General features: G+C 54.2%; 16 protein-coding genes. 10 read left to right on the forward strand and 6 right to left on the reverse strand.

The window, feature by feature from the left end:
- The first annotated feature begins 49 nt into the window (after positions 1–49).
- The gene (locus LOC67_RS04525) at positions 50–1114 is read left to right on the forward strand and encodes a prenyltransferase/squalene oxidase repeat-containing protein (RefSeq protein WP_230261321.1); all 1065 of its coding nucleotides are present in this window, start codon (positions 50–52) and stop codon (positions 1112–1114) included.
- Between the two features lie 109 nt (positions 1115–1223).
- On the opposite strand, the gene LOC67_RS04530 is transcribed toward LOC67_RS04525, so the two are convergent.
- From LOC67_RS04530 to LOC67_RS04555, 6 genes are all read right to left on the reverse strand, one after another.
- Complete coding sequence (locus tag LOC67_RS04530; RefSeq protein WP_230261322.1) at positions 1224–2510, reverse strand: PQQ-binding-like beta-propeller repeat protein; 1287 nt, start codon at positions 2508–2510, stop codon at positions 1224–1226.
- Between the two features lie 355 nt (positions 2511–2865).
- On the reverse strand, positions 2866–4812 hold the full coding sequence (locus tag LOC67_RS04535; RefSeq protein ID WP_230261323.1) for an ABC transporter ATP-binding protein: 1947 nt from the start codon (positions 4810–4812) through the stop codon (positions 2866–2868).
- 109 nt (positions 4813–4921) lie between these two features.
- Positions 4922–6199: a hypothetical protein gene (locus LOC67_RS04540; RefSeq protein WP_230261324.1), complete on the reverse strand. Its 1278-nt coding sequence runs from the start codon at positions 6197–6199 to the stop codon at positions 4922–4924.
- A 10-nt stretch (positions 6200–6209) separates the two neighbouring features.
- Positions 6210–8393, reverse strand: coding sequence for a hypothetical protein (locus LOC67_RS04545; RefSeq protein WP_230261325.1), 2184 nt, complete (start codon positions 8391–8393; stop codon positions 6210–6212).
- 45 nt (positions 8394–8438) lie between these two features.
- Positions 8439–9677 (reverse strand): 1-acyl-sn-glycerol-3-phosphate acyltransferase, encoded by a 1239-nt coding sequence (locus LOC67_RS04550; RefSeq protein ID WP_230261326.1) that lies wholly within the window; start codon positions 9675–9677, stop codon positions 8439–8441.
- A gap of 197 nt (positions 9678–9874) precedes the next feature.
- Entirely contained in the window at positions 9875–11398 is a 1524-nt protein-coding gene (locus LOC67_RS04555) for a serine/threonine protein kinase (RefSeq protein ID WP_230261327.1), read from the reverse strand.
- A 622-nt stretch (positions 11399–12020) separates the two neighbouring features.
- On the opposite strand from LOC67_RS04555, the gene LOC67_RS04560 reads away from it, so the two are divergent.
- The 9 genes from LOC67_RS04560 to rpsO all read left to right on the forward strand — a co-directional run bounded on the left by LOC67_RS04560 (position 12021) and on the right by rpsO (position 19903).
- Entirely contained in the window at positions 12021–12824 is an 804-nt protein-coding gene (locus LOC67_RS04560; RefSeq protein ID WP_230261328.1) for a TIGR04282 family arsenosugar biosynthesis glycosyltransferase, read from the forward strand.
- Positions 12821–13993, forward strand: coding sequence for an NAD(P)/FAD-dependent oxidoreductase (locus tag LOC67_RS04565; RefSeq protein WP_230261329.1), 1173 nt, complete (start codon positions 12821–12823; stop codon positions 13991–13993). Before LOC67_RS04560 ends, LOC67_RS04565 begins: the two co-directional genes overlap by 4 nt.
- A gap of 75 nt (positions 13994–14068) precedes the next feature.
- Positions 14069–14758: an NAD-binding protein gene (locus LOC67_RS04570; protein ID WP_230261330.1), complete on the forward strand. Its 690-nt coding sequence runs from the start codon at positions 14069–14071 to the stop codon at positions 14756–14758.
- 63 nt (positions 14759–14821) lie between these two features.
- Complete coding sequence (locus tag LOC67_RS04575) at positions 14822–15385, forward strand: FliO/MopB family protein (RefSeq protein ID WP_230261331.1); 564 nt, start codon at positions 14822–14824, stop codon at positions 15383–15385.
- Entirely contained in the window at positions 15382–16857 is a 1476-nt protein-coding gene (locus tag LOC67_RS04580) for a sodium/glutamate symporter (protein WP_230261332.1), read from the forward strand. Before LOC67_RS04575 ends, LOC67_RS04580 begins: the two co-directional genes overlap by 4 nt.
- Before the next feature lie 163 nt (positions 16858–17020).
- Positions 17021–17830, forward strand: coding sequence for an ABC transporter permease (locus LOC67_RS04585; RefSeq protein WP_230261594.1), 810 nt, complete (start codon positions 17021–17023; stop codon positions 17828–17830).
- A gap of 4 nt (positions 17831–17834) precedes the next feature.
- Complete coding sequence (locus LOC67_RS04590) at positions 17835–18686, forward strand: ABC transporter permease (RefSeq protein ID WP_230261333.1); 852 nt, start codon at positions 17835–17837, stop codon at positions 18684–18686.
- A gap of 163 nt (positions 18687–18849) precedes the next feature.
- Positions 18850–19527 carry an adenylyl-sulfate kinase gene (gene cysC / locus LOC67_RS04595; protein ID WP_230261334.1) on the forward strand — a complete coding sequence of 226 codons (678 nt, stop codon included), beginning with the start codon at positions 18850–18852 and terminating at the stop codon, positions 19525–19527.
- 106 nt (positions 19528–19633) lie between these two features.
- The gene (gene rpsO, locus LOC67_RS04600; protein ID WP_230261335.1) at positions 19634–19903 is read left to right on the forward strand and encodes a 30S ribosomal protein S15; all 270 of its coding nucleotides are present in this window, start codon (positions 19634–19636) and stop codon (positions 19901–19903) included.
- Positions 19904–20172 lie beyond the last annotated feature (269 nt).

Here is a 20172-nt window from a genome sequence, read left to right on the forward strand (position 1 = left end):
GACGTCGGTTTGGTTTGCCAGTTAGTCCCGATCAGGGAGTTGATTTTCGATGACTCAAAACATTTGCCGGCGAAACTGGTTGCGAGGCACAGCTTCCCTAGCTGCGTCGTCGATGGTTGCGTCCAGCTTGCTGGTTTCAGATTCATCTCCGGCGTATGGCGAACGCAACGCCAACTGGGATACCTCGACTCAAAAGGGCTTGGCTTGGCTCAGCCGCACGCAGTCTTCACGCGGCCACTGGAACACTCAAGTCTACCCGACCGCGATTGCCGCTTTGGCTGGTACCGCGATGATCGGAAGCGGTTCGACGACCACACAGGGCCCCTACGCAAACGAGATTGCTCGGACCGCTGATTTCTTGATTAGCAAAAGTCGTAGCAACGGATTGATCGGTGATCCCCAAACCGATCAACGCTACACCTATGGGCACGGCTTCGCGATGCTGTTCCTGTCTCAGGTCTTAGGCGAAGAAGGCCTGCTGGATCGCCGTAAAGAAATCGTCGATGTCTTAACCCGAGCGGTTCAATTCAGTGGTTACGCACAAACCGCTGCCGGTGGATGGGGCTATGTATCGGCCGCCGAGGGAAACGATTTTGACGAGGGGTCAACCACCATCACTCAGGTGCAAGGGTTACGTGGTTGTCGAAACGCAGGTATCCCGGTCAGCGGCGAAGTCATTGATCGGGCCAAGCAATACATTTATGAGTGTAAAAACAAAGACGGCGGGATCAGCTATAGCAGTCGGCAACGCGGAAGCAGCCGTCCTGCGATCACCGCAGCGGCACTAGCGGCCCTTTACAATGCCGGCGATTACGACAGCGAGCATGTACCGGAGATGTGGCAGTACACCAAGAAGGAACTGCATGGCATCAGCGATGGTGCACGCAGTTTTGGGCATTGGCATTACACCTATCTGTATTACAGCCAGGTTGTTTATCGCCAAGGTGAAGAACTTTGGAAACCGTTCCGATCGCGGCTTTATGATCGAATCGCCAGTGAACAACGCTCCGACGGCTATTGGGACCAAGGGCAAATTCATCCCGTGTATGTCACCGCATGCAACCTGATCATGATGCAGCTGGACTACGGGTATCTGCCTATCTATCAGCGTTAAGAGCTTGCCCCTTTGTCAGTCGCCGACCCGTTTTGAAATCGGATCGGCGACCGATGACGAGCGACCGTGTTTAAGACTCGAGCCGCTCTATGATGATCGTCTTTGAAGCTTATTCGGCCAAGATGTCATAAGCATACAGCAGGTCTTGATCGCGAATGATCAACTTGCCGTTGCCAACGATTGGGTGAGCCCAGATTGCACCTTGCTTACGTGCAACGCTGGTTTCCTTTGGAAGAACCAGTTTGCCATGTTCGATGTAACGGTCGCGTGACGGTTCGACCAACAGGACGCTGCCGTCTTTGTCACCATAGCAATACAAGCGGCCATCGGCGTAGCAGATCGATCCGCTACGATTAGGACGTGCACGTTCGGTCCACAATGCTTCGCCAGAAACAAGGTCCTGTGCCATCCACGCACCGCCGCTCTGTTTAGTAAATCCATAAATCACATCGTCAACCAGAACCACGCCCCCGTGATGGTTTTCCATCGTCTTGCTGTTCAAGGCATACAGGGGAATCATTTGCAGTCCATCGCTCGATGGGACAAGACGCAGCAATGTGTTACCTGCACCGTAAGCACTGGTGTGGTACACCAAGTCGTCTTTGACGATGGGAGTCGGAATGACTGCGATGTTGTTACCCGTGGCGGTGTCTTCGAACAGTTTCTTTCCGGTCTTCGCGTCGAAGCCAAACAAGCCGGGCTTGCTGGCTGTGACATAAAAGGTAACGTTGCCAACGGTGGCTTTGATCGGAGAAACGTATTCGGCTGAGGCTTCAACACCTTCGCTGCCCCAAACCTTTTTGCCGGTTTGGCGGTCCAGTCCGACCAGGAAGTTCTTTTCGCCAGGACAGACAATCACTCGATCGCCGTCGACAAGTGGTGACGCACTGTAGCCCCAGGCAGGAATCTTTCCGCCGTATTCGGCAACCAGGTCGACACTCCACTGCACTTCACCGCTATTTTTATCGAGGGCCGCGATGACGCCTTTGTCGGACAATGCGAACACCTGATTGCCATCGACGGTGGGGGTGGACCGTTGCCCGGCACCCCAACCGGTGTTGTAGTCACCGTCCTGTCCGGCTGGCCCAATTGGTGCTGTCCACTGGGTTGCACCATCAACCATCGACAAGCAATACACAAGTGCTTGGTCATCTTTGGAACCCATCGTGTAAAGCGAGTCGCCGACGATCGAAACGGCCGAATATCCGGTGCCCAAACCTTCGATCGACCAAGCCAGCTTTGGACCGCCTTCGGGCCATGAGCTCAGCAAACGTTGCTCGGCCGCATGCCCATCACGGTGGATGCCACGCCACTGAGGCCAGTTTGCATCCTGAGCATTCACGATCGTGCAAACACTGGCGATCGCGATGATGCTAAGCAGTTGAATAGATTTCATGGGTGTGTTTGGTTGCGGCGAAAAGGGTAGGCACATCGGGAAGTCATTTATCATAGCCAATTCGCACATCATAGCCAAAAGAGATTGCTTTTAGTGGAACGGCCCCGTTTTTGAATTCAGATGCTCGCCGAAAGAAAATTCGATTCGGAGTATCCGCTTTCAGTGCCGTGGGGGCATGAATCGCGATCAAGACTGTCGCTCGGATACCACCGGATCGAGCGAGGGGCCTCCGATAAAGTGAGCAGGCCACTCATAAAGTGAACTGGCCACCGATCGATCGCTGCTGCCGTTTACCCTCCTTGGCCAATCGAATCGGGACACTTGAAGTACTACCATCGCACTGATGGACGGTGGGTCATCCCGCCGTTTGGCTCTCCGTCATTTGTAGCTGAACCATTTCTTGGTACCGTCCGCCGCGTGAAAGCAGTTCTGTGTGCGTACCGGTTTCAATGATCCGGCCGTCTTCGAGAACAACAATCTTATCGGCATTGCGAATGGTGCTCAGGCGGTGCGCGATGACAAAGGCGGTTCGATCTTGAAGCAGAGTTTCTAACGAACGCTGAATCAGCCGTTCGCTTTCACTGTCCAGATTGCTGGTCGCTTCATCAAGAATCAGGATCTTGGGATCAGCCAGGATTGCCCGCGCGATTGCCAGACGCTGACGTTGTCCACCGGAGAGTTTGACCCCCCTTTCGCCGATGACACTGTCGTAGCCATTGGGCAGTTTTTCGATGAATTCGTGTGCCGCAGCAGCATTGGCGGCAGCCAGCAATTCTTCATGGCTGCAGTGCCGTCGCGCGTAGGTGATGTTGTCAGCGATTGTGCCATCGAACAAGAACACATCTTGCTCGACGATCCCCAAAAGGTTGCGGTAGGATTCCAGGTTGATCTCGCGAAGGTCGCGACCGTCCAAAGCCAAGCTGCCGTCGCTCGGGTCATAGAACCTGGCGATCAAGTTCGTCAGCGTCGTCTTACCCGCTCCACTACGGCCGACCAGTGCGATCGTTTCGCCAGCGTTTACCTCAAGCGAGATGTTCTTTAGGACTTCTGTTTCGGTGTCCGGATAGCGGAACGTCAGATCGCGTATTTCGATCTTGCCAGCAACGTTTGCTTTGGTGAGATGGATCGCGTTGGGATTGCTTGGCAGTTCGTTTTCATTTTCCAAGACATCAAGGATTCGATCGAGCCCGGCGAGGTTGTTTTGAAATCCGACCGCACTTGCGGCGATTGTTGCTAAGGGATCAAGCAGCATCGTGAGGTACACCAGAAACATCATCATGTCACCAAGTGTCAGTTCGCTGTGAATGATTTGGTATCCGCCATAGAGCAGCAGCCCTGTTGATGCGATCGGGATTAAGACTTCCCAAATCGTTTCGATGATGCGAGTCCACCACCAGGTGAACAATTGCTGGCGAACGAGGAAGCCGCCTTCATGGACGAACTTGTTGGATTCGTTTCGCGACCGAGAGAACGTGCGGACCACTCGAATCCCACCAAACGTTTCGGTGGCGTTCGAATCGATCAGTTGACGCTGTTTGCGGATGTCGCGATATAGCGGGCGGATGCGGTTGATGTATGTGCGATGCGTCACCCACACGATTGGTAATAGCAGCAAACCACCGACCATCAATTTCCAGTCCACGAAAACCAGGATGACGAGGCTTCCGATGAACTGCACGACGGCGCGCCACGGGTTGTACAGCATCGAAAAGATCAGTTCGGCGACACCTCCCGCATCTTCACGGATCAAGCTGGCAACGCCGCCACTTTTCAGGTCATAGACTTTGTCCAGTGGCAGTCGGATCGCGTGTTCGAAAACATTCTTTCGGATCGTGATCTGCGATTGGTTGACCGCTTTGGTGGCCGTCCAGCGGCTGAAAAGGTGAACGACTGTTGCGATTCCCGTTGTGATCACAACCGCAGCCGATATCCAAATCAGACGTTGCATCTTTTCGTCTGGGAAATCGAAACCGGAAAGGTAAACCGGCAATGGTTTTGGCGGATCGGTCAACACACAATCGATTGCCAATTTGGTTCCAAGTGGTGGGATCAGTCGTAGACCGATGGCAACGGTAAGGAAAGCCAAGGCCACAAAGATCTGACGCCGGTGAGGTCGCACCAGTCCCCAGAATTCTTTGATCAGTTCCCAGAAGCCGCGTTCACGGTCGCCTAACTTTTTGGCCGGTCGACCGTGTCCATGAAAGCTGCCGCCCCGGGCCGACCGCGGCTGTTTAGTCGCGTTTCGCTCGCGTACGGTTTGGCGGTAATCGCGGAATCGGTTTCGGCTTGGTTGAATGGTCATGCAGTATTGGTAGGAACGTTAGCCAGCATTGGCAAGCTGTTGATTTCTTTAAGACGTGTCTCGATCCGAGAATTCTACGTTGACAACCGATGCAGCTCTGGCGACTGAATCAACGTTCCGGATCGGCGTCCGTAGTAGAGCCGAGTAGCACTTGTTCTGCCTCCCGAAATGCGGATTCGGATTGGAAATACGACCGAGGCAAGACGACTGCGGTCGTACCGGTCTCGGTTGCCAAAACTAGCGTGTTCTTCACCCGCAGTCGTTTGGGCAGTGTATCCAGAGGAAAACGAATCAAAAGGCTGCGTTGGTCGAGCCAAAGATCGGTCGCCGATATGGCACCGCTGAGCGTTATGTCTCGACTGACTTTAAACGTAAACCAAAGTCCGACTGAGAGAAAAACGAGTTGTGGTAGGATCAAAGCGACCAGACGCCATGGCCCTTTGTCGGCATGATTATTGAAATGATCAAAGCCGATCCAGCTGGCCGAAACGAATAGGGCGAATAGAAACAGTTTCCAAAGAACGACTGCCCAGCCTAGTAGCGGTGTGTTGGCGGCGTCGGCTTGGTAGTCCGGTAGCTCGGTTTTGATTTTTCGACGGATTCGATGCCGTGCCTTCAGCTCCGCTTTGGTCGAAATGTTCAGTTGGATGCTTCCATCGGTGTAGTCCGGGAACGATTCCGATGATTCATCCGGGATAGCAGCGAGATCAAATCCCATCGGTTGTTCGATCTGCCATCGGGCGATGCTGCCAACCAGTGCGTCGAACACCACCCGTTGATCCTGATTGTCGATCCAATCGCGAGGTATCAGCACAGGGCTGGAGTAAGCCAGGTTCAGCAGCCAGGCGTCTTCGCTGACAAAGGCTTGTATTTGTCGCCAGCCGCAGAACACTTCAACGACCCTGCCGTCACGCGTTTGTTTCTCTAGCGAGAGTCCCAGTTCTGCCAAATGAACTTTTGTCGGGCCACCAAGCGGCGGGTCAGCCAATAAGAACCGACGCGAGTTGATCGAGGTCAGGATCAGTAGGATGACGACGAACAGCGATGTGATGATGACGAACGAAAAGATCATCGACGGAGTGATCAGCGAGACGAACGTCTGATTCGCTGGGTTAAGCTCAAACACCACGATCATTGGGATGACGATCAACAGCCCAAAAGTGATTCCCCACCACGATGTCTTGCGTGTTGGGGGATTCGCGCGCTCGGCTAAGATTGGTTCTTGTTTACAAACTTTGGCAAGCCGAATCGCTTTCTGTTCGCCGATGTCACCTTCGATCGTTTTTAGGTTCCCTAGGTACCGTGGCGGTTCGATTGACCCATTTTCGGGTTGCTCAGCCTTGTCTTCAGTCGACTGCGTCGGAGGTTGGTAGGGATTGGAGGCCATGTCGGAGGATTCAATCAGCGTGCTCTGTTGGATCCGTCAGTGTTTTTCCAAGCAGTGTTTTGCGAAACATCGTTCCATCGGAATCGATTGGGGCAAACCCAAGTTGATTTAAGTATTCAGCCGCACCGCGGCGTCGATCGACAATTAGTGTAATCCCCTTCTCCGCCAACCACTTTGAAACCGTTGGAATGGTCAGCGTCTGAGTTGCAGACGGTTGGACATCCAGCGGTTGACGGTCCAGCAAGTGATAAAATATCTGGCGGTCAACAAGGAACGATTCTCCGCGACGGTCCCAAGCAAAGGCTTCAACATAGCAGTCAGGCCAGTACGAGCCTGATTCCACCAGCCAGTAATGCAAGGTCGCTGACAGTTCCAGCAAAAGTACTTGGTCGTCTTCTGCCAGTTCGGCTGGTCTTAAGTCCGAAAGACTGCGTGCGGGATCAACCGCTTGCCATCGATCGCGACGTTCAGTCGCTGCAGCGAGTTCGAAATCAAGCAAGCTATTGATACCACGAATTTGCGATGTTGGTGATTCAATATCGTATCGGTAGAGCAAACATGGTGTGACCAATAGAGCGGCAAGCAGCCATTCGCTTCGTCGACGCAACCACGGCGGGATGATCGATTGGATCGCGATCGCCAATGTGGTGATCGCGGCAGGATAGATGAACCAATGCAGTCGTTCGTATCCGCCGCTGATGTGGGGAACCCGACTGAGAACGAAGGGGCTGGCAAACCAGATTAGCCAAAGGATCGATAGGCTTGACGCTGCCAGAATCAATGCAGGGCTAATTTGTGGTTTCGCTGGACCTTTCCGCAAAAGATAGCGCCGAGCTAGATCCCGAGCAGCGATCATCAGGAACCCGGCGTGCATGAAAAGCAGCAACCCACATCCCGTGATGACACTCGATTGAAGTGAAAGTGTCTGTCCACGATAAGCCAACGTGTCCGACGGCAGGCCCGAATCTTTAATCGTGTTATAGAACCCGACCCAATAATGGAGCGGTCGACCTGAGAGTGACTGCTGGAAATCCATCACGATGACTTCACGGATCTGGTCATGATTGCCTTGCGCATCACCTAGCAAGAGCACCGTGATGAAAAGAATTCCCAAATAGCCATATGCGATGATCGATCGAGACATATGGAATCGTTTGCTTCGATAGAAAGCGAGCAGGCACGGCGGGACCAACATCAGTAGGTAAACAGCCGTCAGTGGATGGAAACGCACGACGGCGGGCGCTAACAACAATAGCGGGATGATCGATCTGGATCTTCCGCGGGCCCATTGAACGGTCAGCGTCGCGATAGCCGGAATCAGCCAAAATAGCGCAAAGTCTTTATCGAGAAGAAAGTTGTTCGTGATCCGAAATGAATAGTTGAACGCATTGAAATTGCGGAAACCAAATAGCACTGGCGAAAGGCTTGCCAACATGCACACCGGGTAGCTTGCCCTTCGCAGCGACAGCGTGCGAATGAAATGAACCAAACACAAAAGCACGCTAAATGCGATCGGGATCGTCAGGTATCGCTGTAGCACTAAGTCGACAGCAACACCACTGGACTGGCTGATCAAGCATGGAAGCAAGTGAAAGTAATGCGCACGCCAACGCGGCATCGGTTGGTCGACTTCCATTGCAGACATGCCAATCGGGGAAACCTGTAGCGTTTCCCAGCGGGTCATGTCCTGCTGCTGCAGGATGAATTGGTGGATGTCGTTGGATCGGGGGGCTTCGTAAATGCAGATCGAAACGACGACCAATGTGGCAATCACTATCAAGTGCGACTTTGGGATTCGCCATGGAGCATGCTCTACGCCGTGCAGCGTGAAGCCTCGGATTGCGAGCGAGGCGATCAACAACACGATCCAGAAACGGATCATGGACGCCATGCTTAGTTGCAAGGCACAAAAGGTCGCGATCGCAGCAGCATACACGGCCATCGCCGTGATCATGCCGCCGCTGTAACGCGATAGCATGGAGGATGTTTTTCCTTGCCAAAGCGGCGCGATGCACCATCCAGGCAGCAAGAAACCCAGCCAGCAGGTTTGCACCACCGCATCGGCACTGTTGCCATCGCCAAGAATGACCGTGAGTGCCAGTACCGCCGCGTGAATCAGCAGTAGTGGCGAGATGTCACGAATCAGCGGCATCGGTTTTGGGCGAACAGAAATGGTTGATGGGAGAAGGTCCATTGCATCATAGCCGACTTGGTATTGTCGGACGAATGCGCAGCCGGACTATAGTTTTCGAGCTTCGCCGGACAATTCGCCGAGCATCGATTTCAACGAGTCTTCGACCGATTGCATCAGCGGGTCGCGTTGGCCTTTGGGAGGCCGCCCGGTGTCAACCTTAATGGGATCATCGAACTGGATCACTGCTTTAAGCGGGATCGAGTGATCGGCTTTGCCGTTGATCGTTTCCTGCATTCGCTGGATCGTTTCGACAATTCGAGTGTCCGTTACCTGGTCTTCCATCAGATAACTGTCGGGATAAGAAGAGAGGTCTTGCGCAAGATCCGCCGAATCGACATGTCGGCGCAATTGCTGTTTCTCTTTGGCTGAATGGGCGTCGCTGAAAAACCGGGTTGAGGCGACCGAACGAATGTTTCGAACACGTTCTCGAACGATGTCGGTGGACTTGTCGATCGACATTTCTTGTTCGGTCACGGTCAGGATGTGTTCGATCAAATCATCGCGTCGCTGTGGCAGCGGGCCTCCGCAAGAACGGCCGTAATATTGTGTTTCTTTCAAGGCGAGCATGGCTTCGGCAAGTTGAATGGTTCGCGTGCGGAGGCAGCGCGAGGGCATTCGGTTCCAGCCGATTTGCATTTCGAAACGGTCGAGTTGTTCGGTTGCCCAGCGATCGATTTTTTCAACGCACAGGTATTTAATCGCGACCGGCTGGATGACCACTTCTCCGCTGCCAGAAACCGCCGCGGTTTCAGGATCGTCTTTTCGTTTGCGTCGTCGTTTAGCGGCCGTCCGTGCCATGAATGCGACACCGTCAAGGAGCGGTTTTAGTTCGTCGTTGGTGCGATTGGTGGTGCCTTCGGGGAAAACGATCAATGGTCGACGACCTTCAGATAGGATGTCGATCGCGGCTTCCAAAGCTTTGCGGTCATTGCCTTCGCGAAAGATACTAAAGCCGCCCATTCTGCGGATCGCAAATGCATCCAGTGCGCCTTCATTAAATAGGTGCCAGGATGCCATCGCATGGACGTGGACACCGATTTCGCGTCCGGGCCAGCCCATGACCAGCGGATCGGCATAACGACAGTGGTTTGGGGCAAGCAGCACCGAATGTCCGGCATCGATCGCCTGTTTAAAACGTTCAACCTTTCGCAGTTCGTAATCGACGACACCTTCTTTGCGACGCAAATAAAAATCGTACAGACGCAAACGCTGGATCAGCCAAGGCCAAGCGGTGGAGCGAATCGGGGGAACGAATTCGTAGGGCCTGTCGAAAACGACGGTCATGCTAAACGGTCTTGGCAGAAGTACGAAACGGAAAGCCGCGTGCGTTGTCGAGCGGTACTGGTGGCGTCAGACCGGCGAAAAAGTTGTGGGAATGAAAACCGATAAACCTCTTTGGAGACTCAGGGTGTTCGGTTCCCGAAACCGTTCCGCGAAAAGAACTGACTGCGACAGCCGACAAATGCGTTTACGCAAAAGGGCTATTGTGCCGTCGCTTTGGCCAGAATAAACCCCAGTCCGACTGCGACGATGAAGAAGGCAAGCAGAAGCGATCCGATCAGCCACTTGTCGGTGCCCTGCTGGCGTTGAGGTTTACGGCTTTTTTGCCGATTTATTCCCGAATCGTCACCCGCATGAACGCTGGATCGTCCGGCGCGAGATTGTGAAGCGGGATGAGGACGACCACCGGTGTAACCCGATTCGACTTGCAAATCTAAGAAGCTGCCTTCGTTGAAGTCGATATCTCGGCGAGCGACGTTGACCATTTTGCCGCTATCGCTGGCGCTCAAGCCTTCGCCCTGGATCAAGCGGCTGCGGCTGCTTGCCAAGGTTTCGTTGTTCTTATTGGAAACGGTGTCGCCGCCAGTGTTGGGCCTCAGATCGGCATCGTCGAGTGAAATCGAAGACGAACCGTCATCGACGTATTGAGGCTTGTCGCCGAGGCCGATGGAGACCTTTTGTCCGCGAGGAACTTTGGCGACAAATCGCTCCAGGACTTCGGCAACGTCAGTTGCGGTTTGGTAGCGATACTGGGGCTCCTTTTGGATCATCTTGACACAGATGCCTTCAAGTTCCCCCGGGATATCGGGACGAATCTGCCGGATCGGTTTAGGCATTTCCTTTTGGTGCATCGCGATGCGCTGCGCCAAGGTGCCTTGGTTGAACGGGGGTTGGCCGGTCAGCACGTAATACATTGTGCAGCCAAGTCCGTAAATGTCTGCGCGGTGGTCAACCGAGTGGCTGTTGAGGGCTTGTTCGGGGGCGAGGTAATCGGCAGTCCCGAGGACGTTTTCGTTGTTCGCGACCGTTAACGATTCCTCGTCTTCGGCTCCCATCAAAGCCAGACCCATGTCCAGTAGGCGAACGACGTTTTTGGAATCGAGCAGCAGGTTCGCCGGTTTGACATCACGATGGATGATGCCTTTGGAATGGGCGTGGGCGAGTCCACGGGCGGCCTGTCCGATCACATCCGCAGCGGTTGATGGATCCAGCGGCCCGTCGCGTTTGACCAAGGCTTGCAGGTCTAAACCGTCGACGTATTCCATCACGATGTAGTGCACATCGCCTTCGTTGTCGATGTCGTGTGCCAAAACGATGTTGGGGTGGTTTAGCGACGCGATCGCTTTGGCTTCCAGTTGGAAGCGTGCCAGATAGGACGAGTCCGCAACTCGTTTCTTAGGTAGCACCTTGATCGCCCGGCGATCGTGCAGTCCCATGTGTTCGGCCAAGTACACACTGCTCATGCCGCCGGTGCCGATGTGCCCGAGCAGCTTATACTTGCCTAGAAAGAAGCCCTTGTATTTTCCGGCGAGCAGCTTTTCGTTGTGCCACGCGGTCAGCAAGCCTTTCTTTTCGAAGAGGCGAGCGAGCGTTTTTGCATCCGATGGCAGGTTCCCGCCGAGCTGTTCACGAATCTTTTCCACCAACCGCTGCTGTTTGGTCGGCTCGACCAAGCGGCTCTTCTCGATCAGTTCCAGGAACTTTTCAGGAGATAAAGTGGACATAGGCGGTCAGGGTAACAAATCCTTCCGGCGATGGGGGCTGTCGCTTTCATCCGACGCGTCAACAACCACTGCGTCAGTTGGAAAAAGCGTTGTGTACCGCGAGAGGAGTAGTTTTCCAAGTCGGAATTGCAAGCGATGCGAAGTCTAAGCGACAAAGTTGCGTCGATCAGCGAGTAACGCCACCAACAGAAAACTTTTTCCGGAAAAAACAGTCGATTCAATAACACTCAATGCGGCTTCGCACTCGCCACGCCCCCTATCGTAACCGGATCGCGTGGGAACAATACAATGAACTTTCCGATATTGTGGCGTGATCGTGCAATCCAGGTGTGATTGCAGCAGTTGCTTGGCGATTTGCCCCCCGATCGTTGCAGCGGCGCGGCGTTAAAAATGGGATTCAACCGGCATGGGACGGTTGAACGCTTTTGCGATCGTTGCCCTGCAATTCATTCTTGCGATTGCTGGTAGCGGTTCCCCCCTGGCGTCTATCAAGCCACGCTGAAGTGCCTTGCGGGCTTGCCGTGTAGAGGCATGACCCGAACCACCGAGTGAAACACTTGTTCTGGGTAGAATCACGTAGACCGGTTAGTCGGACTGACATCAGAGCATCGCGATGACGGGTATGGAATCAAAGCAGATTGATCGGCCCAATGCATCCGGAACGGTCTTTGGCGTGATGGCCAAGTACTGGGAACCCGGCCGCGTTAAAACTCGTTTGGGAAAGTCGATCGGCCTGTCGAATGCCGCTGAAATTCACCGTTTGTTTTGTCAGCACATTGTGAAATCGATGTCTGCGGTTGCCTATCGGCAAGTCTTCGTCGTTGCTCCTGCAGAAAGTCGCGAAGCGTTCGATGATTGGCTGAAGGAACTGTCCGGCAGTGGCTCCTCGAAAGCTGGCCAACAGGATGAAAACCTCTGGGGCGTCGTTACCCAATCCGCAGGGGACTTGGGTGTGCGAATGCGACATTGGTTCCGGCAGCCACTTGCCGATGGTGATGTATCAGGGCCATTGTCGACATCGATATCTGTCAATGAAGATGCGAAACGCATCCTGATCGGTGCTGATTGCCCATTGATTGATTCGGCGGTGATCAGTGATGCCGAGTCATTATTATCGTGTCATGACGTGGTACTGGGGCCCGCTGCCGATGGCGGGTACTATCTGATCGGTCTTCGTGGTTGGGATCCATGTTTCGACTCTTTGTTTGAAGATATCAGCTGGGGTACCGAATCAGTTTTCGATGAAACGATCCGTGTTGCCGAGCTTGCCGGTCTATCGGTCGGGACAACAGCGAAGCTTAGCGATGTCGATAACGAGTCGGATCTGATCAATTTGCGAAGGCAGTTATTGGAATCAAATCGGGTGCCGTGGCATCGATTGCTCGAACAGATCGACGGTGTTCTCGCGAAGGAGGCGGGACAGTGAAAAAGAAAGTCATCGTTGTTGGTGCCGGCGCGATCGGGATGTCGATCGCATATGAACTGACAACTCGTGGTGCCGAGGTCACCGTTGTCGAACGTGATCCAGTCTTTCAGTCGCGGAAGTCGTCGGTGCGGCGTTCAGCTTCAGCCTGGGCTGCATCTGGAATCCTGCCACCGGCAAACTTCGATTCCGCAACGGATCCGATCGATCAACTCCGTGGGCTCAGTCATCGATTGTTTCCGAAGTGGGCAAGCCAACTGATCGATCAGACCGGCATCGATTGCGAGTTGGAGCGTTGTGGCGGTTGGTATCTCGCCGATACCCCAGGCGAGATCGCTTCCATGATGGGAATGGTTCATTACTGGCAAGATTTGGCGATCGACTGTGAACCGCGGTCGCTAGAACAATTGGCTGCCGTGCAGCCTTCGCTGAAGCACTGGACCGAACGGGCTGCAAACGCGAAAGCTTGGTGGGTCCCCGATGAATATCAAATCCGTACCACTCGGTACTTGAATGCGCTCGCGTCGGCATGCGAAGCGAACGGGGCAACCCTGATTGACGACGCCAAGGTAGTTGATGTTGTTGAACATCATCAGGCCGGAACCGTCAACGTTGTCGCGACTCGATCCGGAGAGACGGTTTCATGGGAAGGCGACCAGGTCGTTGTGTGTGGCGGTTCATGGACGGGATTGGTTTCCCCGCGGCTGAAGCTGGCCCAGAGCATTATCCCGGTCCGCGGACAGATCTTGTTGCTCAATGGTGGCAAAAGGGACTTATCGAGTGTTGTCAACTTTGGCAATCGCTACTTGGTACCGCGCAAAGACGGTTTGGTGCTTGTCGGTTCTTGCGAAGAAGAGGTTGGGCTTCAGCACGGAACGACGCCCGCCGTCCTTCATGACCTTCGAAAGTTTGTCGCAGACATCTGCCCTGCACTTTCGCACGCTGTCCAGGTGACCGCTTGGTCCGGGCTAAGACCGATGACTTTTGACGGGTTTCCGATGTTCGGCAAGTTGCCCGACAGCCAGTCGATCTACGTCGCTGCCGGACACTATCGCAGCGGGATTCACCTATCTCCGGGGACTGCCGTATGTCTCGCCGATTTAATGTTCGACCAACAGCCGCCTTTGGAGGTTCAGCCATTTTCGGTTGGCAAGCAACAACAGCACATTTGATTGACTTGCTTGCCGTGCTTGTGATCGCTGTTGAAAGGTCTTTCGTTGCGGCTGTCGATGCCTACAATCCCCGCCATGGAAAACGAACAACAGAACACAGACGCTTTTGACGACATGGCAACCTTGGATCCACCCGGAACGATCGCTGTGATCGGAGCCGGGCCTTTGGGTTTGGAAGCCGCTCTTTATGGTCGATACTTGGGGTACAAGGTTACGGTTTTCGAAGCGGGAAACGCGGCGAATGCTTTGGCTGGTCGCGATGACGAACCGATTCCTATGAGTCCTGATCGTTGCATGTCACCGCTGACAAGATCAGCGATCTATGCGCAAGCTGGCAGCCTCGATCCGCAAACCGGTCCGCTGACAATCGGCCAATGGTTGGGGCAGGTGTGGTTGCCGCTGACTCAGACTGATCTGTTGCGAGGAAGGATTCGCGAAGGCGTGAAAGTTCAGAGTATTGAGCAGGTTGAACTGACCGATGACGAAACCGGTGAAGCATTGCCGCCTGATTTTCGTCTTCATACCGATTTCGAGGAGGTTTCTGGAGAAGACTTCGAAGCGATCATTGTCGCTGTCGGGGGCGGTGACGTTCAGATCGACCACCGGTTTGAATTGCCTCAGGACTACTATTTCCGCGTCGGTGGGCATGCCGCCCAAGAGGATACGGAACTGAATTTCTGGACCGGGCTAAAGGAAATCGTCGCGATCTATGCATCGTTGGGTGGTCGGTCTGATTTGGATTTGTACCGACCCGTGCGTGGCTGATCGACCAACCCATACGGTGCAATGACCTTGATTTTTCTGCTCAATTCGGCGAGATAGTGGGCTATGTCAAAATCCCTGCTCCTGTCGATTTGCGGCTTATTGGTCATCGGCTTTATCGGAAGTACGCCTGTGATGGCGGAGTTTCCGGACTTTGTCCTGCCCGATGATGTCGCATCGAGCGACAACACCGTAAATGCTAGCAGTACTGGCCCATTGGTGACGACTGTCAGCGCGCTGACTTTGGTGCTTGCTCTGTTTGGCGTTGTCGTCTGGGTGGCGCGAAAGTACGGGAATGCTCAACAGACCGCAGGCACTCTTCCCGAAGACGTCTTCCGCGTTCTGGGGAATTCGACAATCGAGTCCGGAACTCGCGTGACTTATCTACATGTTGGCAACAAGGTTGTCGTCATGGGACAATCGCAAAATGGCCAGCCAACAACACTGGCTGAAATCGACGACCCCAACGAAGTCGAACGTATTGTCGGACGTTGTTTGGGCAGGCCTGAGATCATCGGGCGTCGATCGCAAACGCGTCATGCCGGCGATGCCTCGCGATACGATGACCGTCAAGCGAGTCAATCTCGACCCGGGGCACCGATTCGCCGGTCCAACGTGGCGGCTGGATGATCGTTTCGGTTGTCTTTGTCGCTTTCTTGTTGTTGCTGGGCGTGGTGTTGCGCCAGCTGATCAAGCCATTGCGATGGCTGTTTATACCTGGGTCCGTTATTGCCGGTTTTATCGGACTGTTCTTAGTCCAGTTGGTTCTGCGAACCGGGGCCGTCGATGGTCCGGCGCTCGCATGGATCCAGCAGCAAACGCAAATACTCAGTTCGTGGCCGGGTCCGCTGGTCGCGTTTGTCTTCGCGGCGATGATGCTCCAGTCACCGGACACATCTGGTGGTCCGATCGATCAGTCGACGTCATCGCGAGTCGCTCGCCAAGGATTGATGGTCTGGATCATCGTCCTGGGCGAAACATTCGTCGGCCTGTTGGCAACGGCGGCAGTCATTCAACCGATGATGCAGGTCCCCAATTCGTTTGGCATGCTGATTGAAGCCGGCTTCGCTGGTGGGCATGGCACTGCGGGCGCGATGGGAGTCGTCTTCGCAAGCGACGCTGTTGGGCTAGCAGCCGGGTTGGACTTGGGAATGCTGATGGCGACTTGCGGGCTGGTCTACGGCGTGATCAGTGGGATCGTTTGGATCAATCTGGGGTCACGCCGTGGCTGGTTTAAAAAGCGATCCGATGGTCAAAATGTTGCTGAAGATCAAAAGACTGATCCGCAGCGAGCTCAGCAGCGCACAGCGATTGGGTATCAAGTGATGCCGGCCGAGGCGATCGATCCGTTGTTATTGCAGGCGGTTTGGATCGCGATCGCTGTCGGATTGGGAATGGCGGCGCAGTTCTGTGTTCAGCAAGCGGCCGACTGGATGGATTTTCGATTCGGCTGGGGGGCCCACGCGGGTGCGGAGGGTGCCCAGGCAGAACTGAGTCAGCGGATGAGCGCGTCGACCCTGCTTGGGTTCCCATTGTTTATCTACACAATGCTGGCCGGGCTGGTCTTGCGAAAATTGATGTGCAGATTTGGGGCAGGGAATCTGCTCGACAACATCACGCTGCAGCGGCTGTCGGCAACCGCAATGGAAGTCTTGGTGGTGGCGGCGATCGCATCACTGAGGATCGAGACATTGGTTTCCTATGCAGGTGCTTTTAGCGTTCTGTTTATTTTTGGTGCTATTTGGACCGCGGTCTGTTTGATGGTGATCTCACGCTGGGTATTGCCACGTGAGAATTGGTTTCCGCTGGGGTTGATCAACTATGGAATGTCGACGGGCACGACGGCGACGGGATTCGTCTTACTGCGTGTCGTCGATCCCGATTTAAAGACGACAGCGGCGAATGATTATGCCTTAGCGGTTCCGATCTCGGCCCCGTTTGTCGGTGGCGGGATTTTAACCATCGCCCTTCCCTTGTTGGTTTTGGAACGGGTGTCGATCTGGTGGCCGACACTGGCAATCGGTCTCGTTTTGCTGGGGCTGATCATGTTGGGAAGACGCTGGAATCGTTTGTCCGAGCGGAACGTCGTGGCGGCGGAGTGATGCCTGTTCGCGGGCAATCGTGTCCGATATTCTCCTGTCAATGATTTGAAACGCACTTTGTCCGATCCAATAGAGCAAGCAATTGTCTGTCGCTGCCCCAACCACCGGCGAATCATCAACGCTTCCACCGCCGAACGCCTGGCACCGGTTTTCGGTTTGGGGAATGATTTTGCGGACTTCGCTGGGAGAGCGATTGGTTTACCGAGGCGACTTTGCACTCGGGACGCTGATGCGTTTTCTGCCGATCATCACGCAGATCTTTTTGTGGTATGCCGTCTTCGATTCGATTGGTGCAGCCGAAGGTGACGATGCGACCACGATTGGCGGGTTTCGATTCCGCGACATGGTGGCGTACTACCTGTTGACGATGATCGCACGGGCGTTTTCCAGCATGCCAGGCTTGGCATCAGGCATCGCGCAGCAGATTCGAGATGGGGAGATCAAGCGTTACTTGATACAGCCGATCGATTTCATCGGCTTTTTATTGGCGACCCGGGTTGCGCATAAGCTGGCGTACTATGCGATCGCGGTGGCGCCCTTTGCTTTAGTGTTTTATTTGGCTCGCGACTACTTTGTTGACGGGTGGCCAAGCGTCTCGGTCTTTGTGGCGTTTTGCATGTCATTGGTGATGGGATTCCTGATCGGCTTTTTTCTTGAAGCTGCGATCGGAATGATCGGATTCTGGTTTTTAGAAGTCACCTCGTTATTGTTCGTCGTGATGCTGTTTAGCTTCTTTCTGTCGGGACACATGTTCCCACTGACGATGCTGCCCGACGGTATCGAAAGCGTGGTGCAGTTTCTGCCGTTTAAGTATTTGGCTTATTTCCCCGCAGCGGTGTTTCTAGGCAAGATCCCTGAAGATCAATTGTGGATCGAAATCGGAATCGAAGCCGCGTGGCTAGTTTTCTTCATCGTGCTTTGTCGGGTTGCTTTTGCACGCGGCGTACGACGCTATAGCGGATTCGGAGGTTAACGCGATGTCCGAACTAGGTAGATACCTTCGCGTCTTTATGACTTTCGCCCGCAACAGTTTGGTTCGTGACATGACGTTCCGAACAAACTTTCTGCTGCAATGCGTTAGCAGTCTCGGTTGGACGGCGATGAACGTCGGGTTTTACTTGATCATCTTCGAGCACACCGGATCGATCGGTGAAGGCACCGGTTGGGATCAAGACCGGTTCTTTCTGTTTATCGCGACGACTTGGTTTATCAATTCGCTAGTGCAGGCGTTCTTTATGCCGAACGCGCAGGAGTTCAGCGAAATGATTCGAACCGGAGGGTTGGACTTTGCATTGTTAAAGCCGATCGATACGCAGTTTTTGATCTCGTTTCGGCGGATCGATTGGAGCCAGCTTTCCAACTTTTTTGCGGGCGGTTTGATTGCCGCGGTATCGCTTTACAACCTCGCGACACGCGAAGTCGACCCGATGATACCTTCGCCGTTGACGGTTTTGCTGTACGTGATCTTTGTCGCCTGTGGTGTGATGATGATGTACAGCTTGATGGTCGCACTGAGTGCCACCAGTGTTTGGCTGGGCAGGAATCAGTCGCTCTATAATTTCTGGTTTTACATTACCAACTTCAGCCGCTATCCGATGGAGATCTATGATCGTTCGTGGGGCAAGCCGCTTTATGGTTTGTTTACCTTCGTGATCCCGATCCTGTTGGTCGTCAATGTACCGGCTCGGATTTTGGCTCAACCTGTGTCCGATCGGTCTGGCGGGCAGTGGTTTGTCGTTTGGGCGGCAGTGGCGACGGTGCTGAGCGTGTTGGCAAGCCGCTGGATGTTTCGTCGCAGTTTGCTGAGCTATCGTAGTGCGAGCAGCTAGCCGATCATCATTGCGACACCTATCCTTGGTCTTTGCTGGCGAGTCTCCTTTGGCTTTTCCTGGTTGACGTTAAACTGGCTAGCGCCGCCGTTTTCGTGTCTGGATGCCGTAAGTTGTGAAAGTCGCAATTTCGTGCATCTCAAGTCTCGCATACCACAGCAACATGACTGATCCAAGTAATGACGTTTCCAAGGATATTGTCTGGCATGACCACAGCGTCGATCGCGCGATGCGGGAACAAGTGTTGGGCCAACGCGGCTGTGTGGTTTGGTTTACCGGCCTAAGCGGCTGCGGAAAAAGCACCGTTGCCAATGCGTTGGACGTCATGTTGAACCAGCAGGGGCGAGCGACGACTTTGCTGGATGGAGACAATGTGCGGCATGGTTTGTGTGCCCCCCCGGCGGTCTTGGCAGAGGAACATGGCGAAGAATTTGCCAATCGATTTGGGTTGGGGTTCGGAGCGGTCGATAGGGAAGAAAATATTCGGCGGATCGGCAGCGTTGCGTCCCTGATGGCCGGGGCTGGGTTGATTACGTTAACAGCCTTTGTGAGTCCTTATCGGAAGGATCGCGATCGGGTCCGCAGCATCGTCAATGCGTCGGGAGTCGACGATTTCATTGAGGTGTTTGTCGATACTCCGCTGGAAATTTGCGAATCGCGGGATCCCAAAGGGCTGTACAAAAAGGCCCGCGCGGGCGAGATCAAGAATTTCACCGGGATCAGCGACCCTTATGAAGCGCCTTTGGCTCCCGAAATCCGTCTTGATGGGGGGGGGGGGCGGAGTGTGTCCGATTTAGCGGCTGAGGTGTGCGAACACTTGACACAGCGGGCCGGGATCTGACATTTTTTGCCGTTGCGGTATTGCGCGAGGCCGGTAAACTACCGCCTCTGTACGCAAGAGAGATGAGTTAGCGAAGTTAATCGTAGGAAATAAGAAGTAGAGTCGAATGACGATTTCGAAAGAACGTAAAGCAGAGGTCATCAAAGAACACGGTTCAGCTGATGGTGACTCGGGTTCGCCAGAAGTTCAGATTGCCATCTTGACCGAGCGTATCAATGGCCTGACTGAGCACATGCGAACTCACCACAAAGATTACGCTTCACGGCGTGGTTTGCTTGGCTTGGTCAGCAAACGCCGTCGCCTGTTGGACTATGTCCGCGGAGAGGATCCACAGCGATACCTCGATATCATCGGAAAGCTGGGCATCCGAAAGTAGCCCACGTATCGGCCGCCATTCGGCGTGACAAGGCTTCGGCCAAAAGTCGCCATGGTGGCGGCGATCGAAGAGTCTTTTCGCGATCTTTTCTATTCATGCTGACCCGGCGGTCATTGTAAATATCGCCGGGCGGGGTTCGCGCGGGCACAGTCGCCTGCCGCTGCTTTGGCTGATATAAGCGATTGACCATCGACCCCGTAGGAGCCGCTTCCACTTGGTCTTTCTGTGGCATTCTCTGCCACGCGGTTGTCAGCAGCCAAGTTTGACCA

This window comes from Stieleria sp. JC731 (assembly GCF_020966635.1).
Lineage (GTDB): Bacteria > Planctomycetota > Planctomycetia > Pirellulales > Pirellulaceae > Stieleria.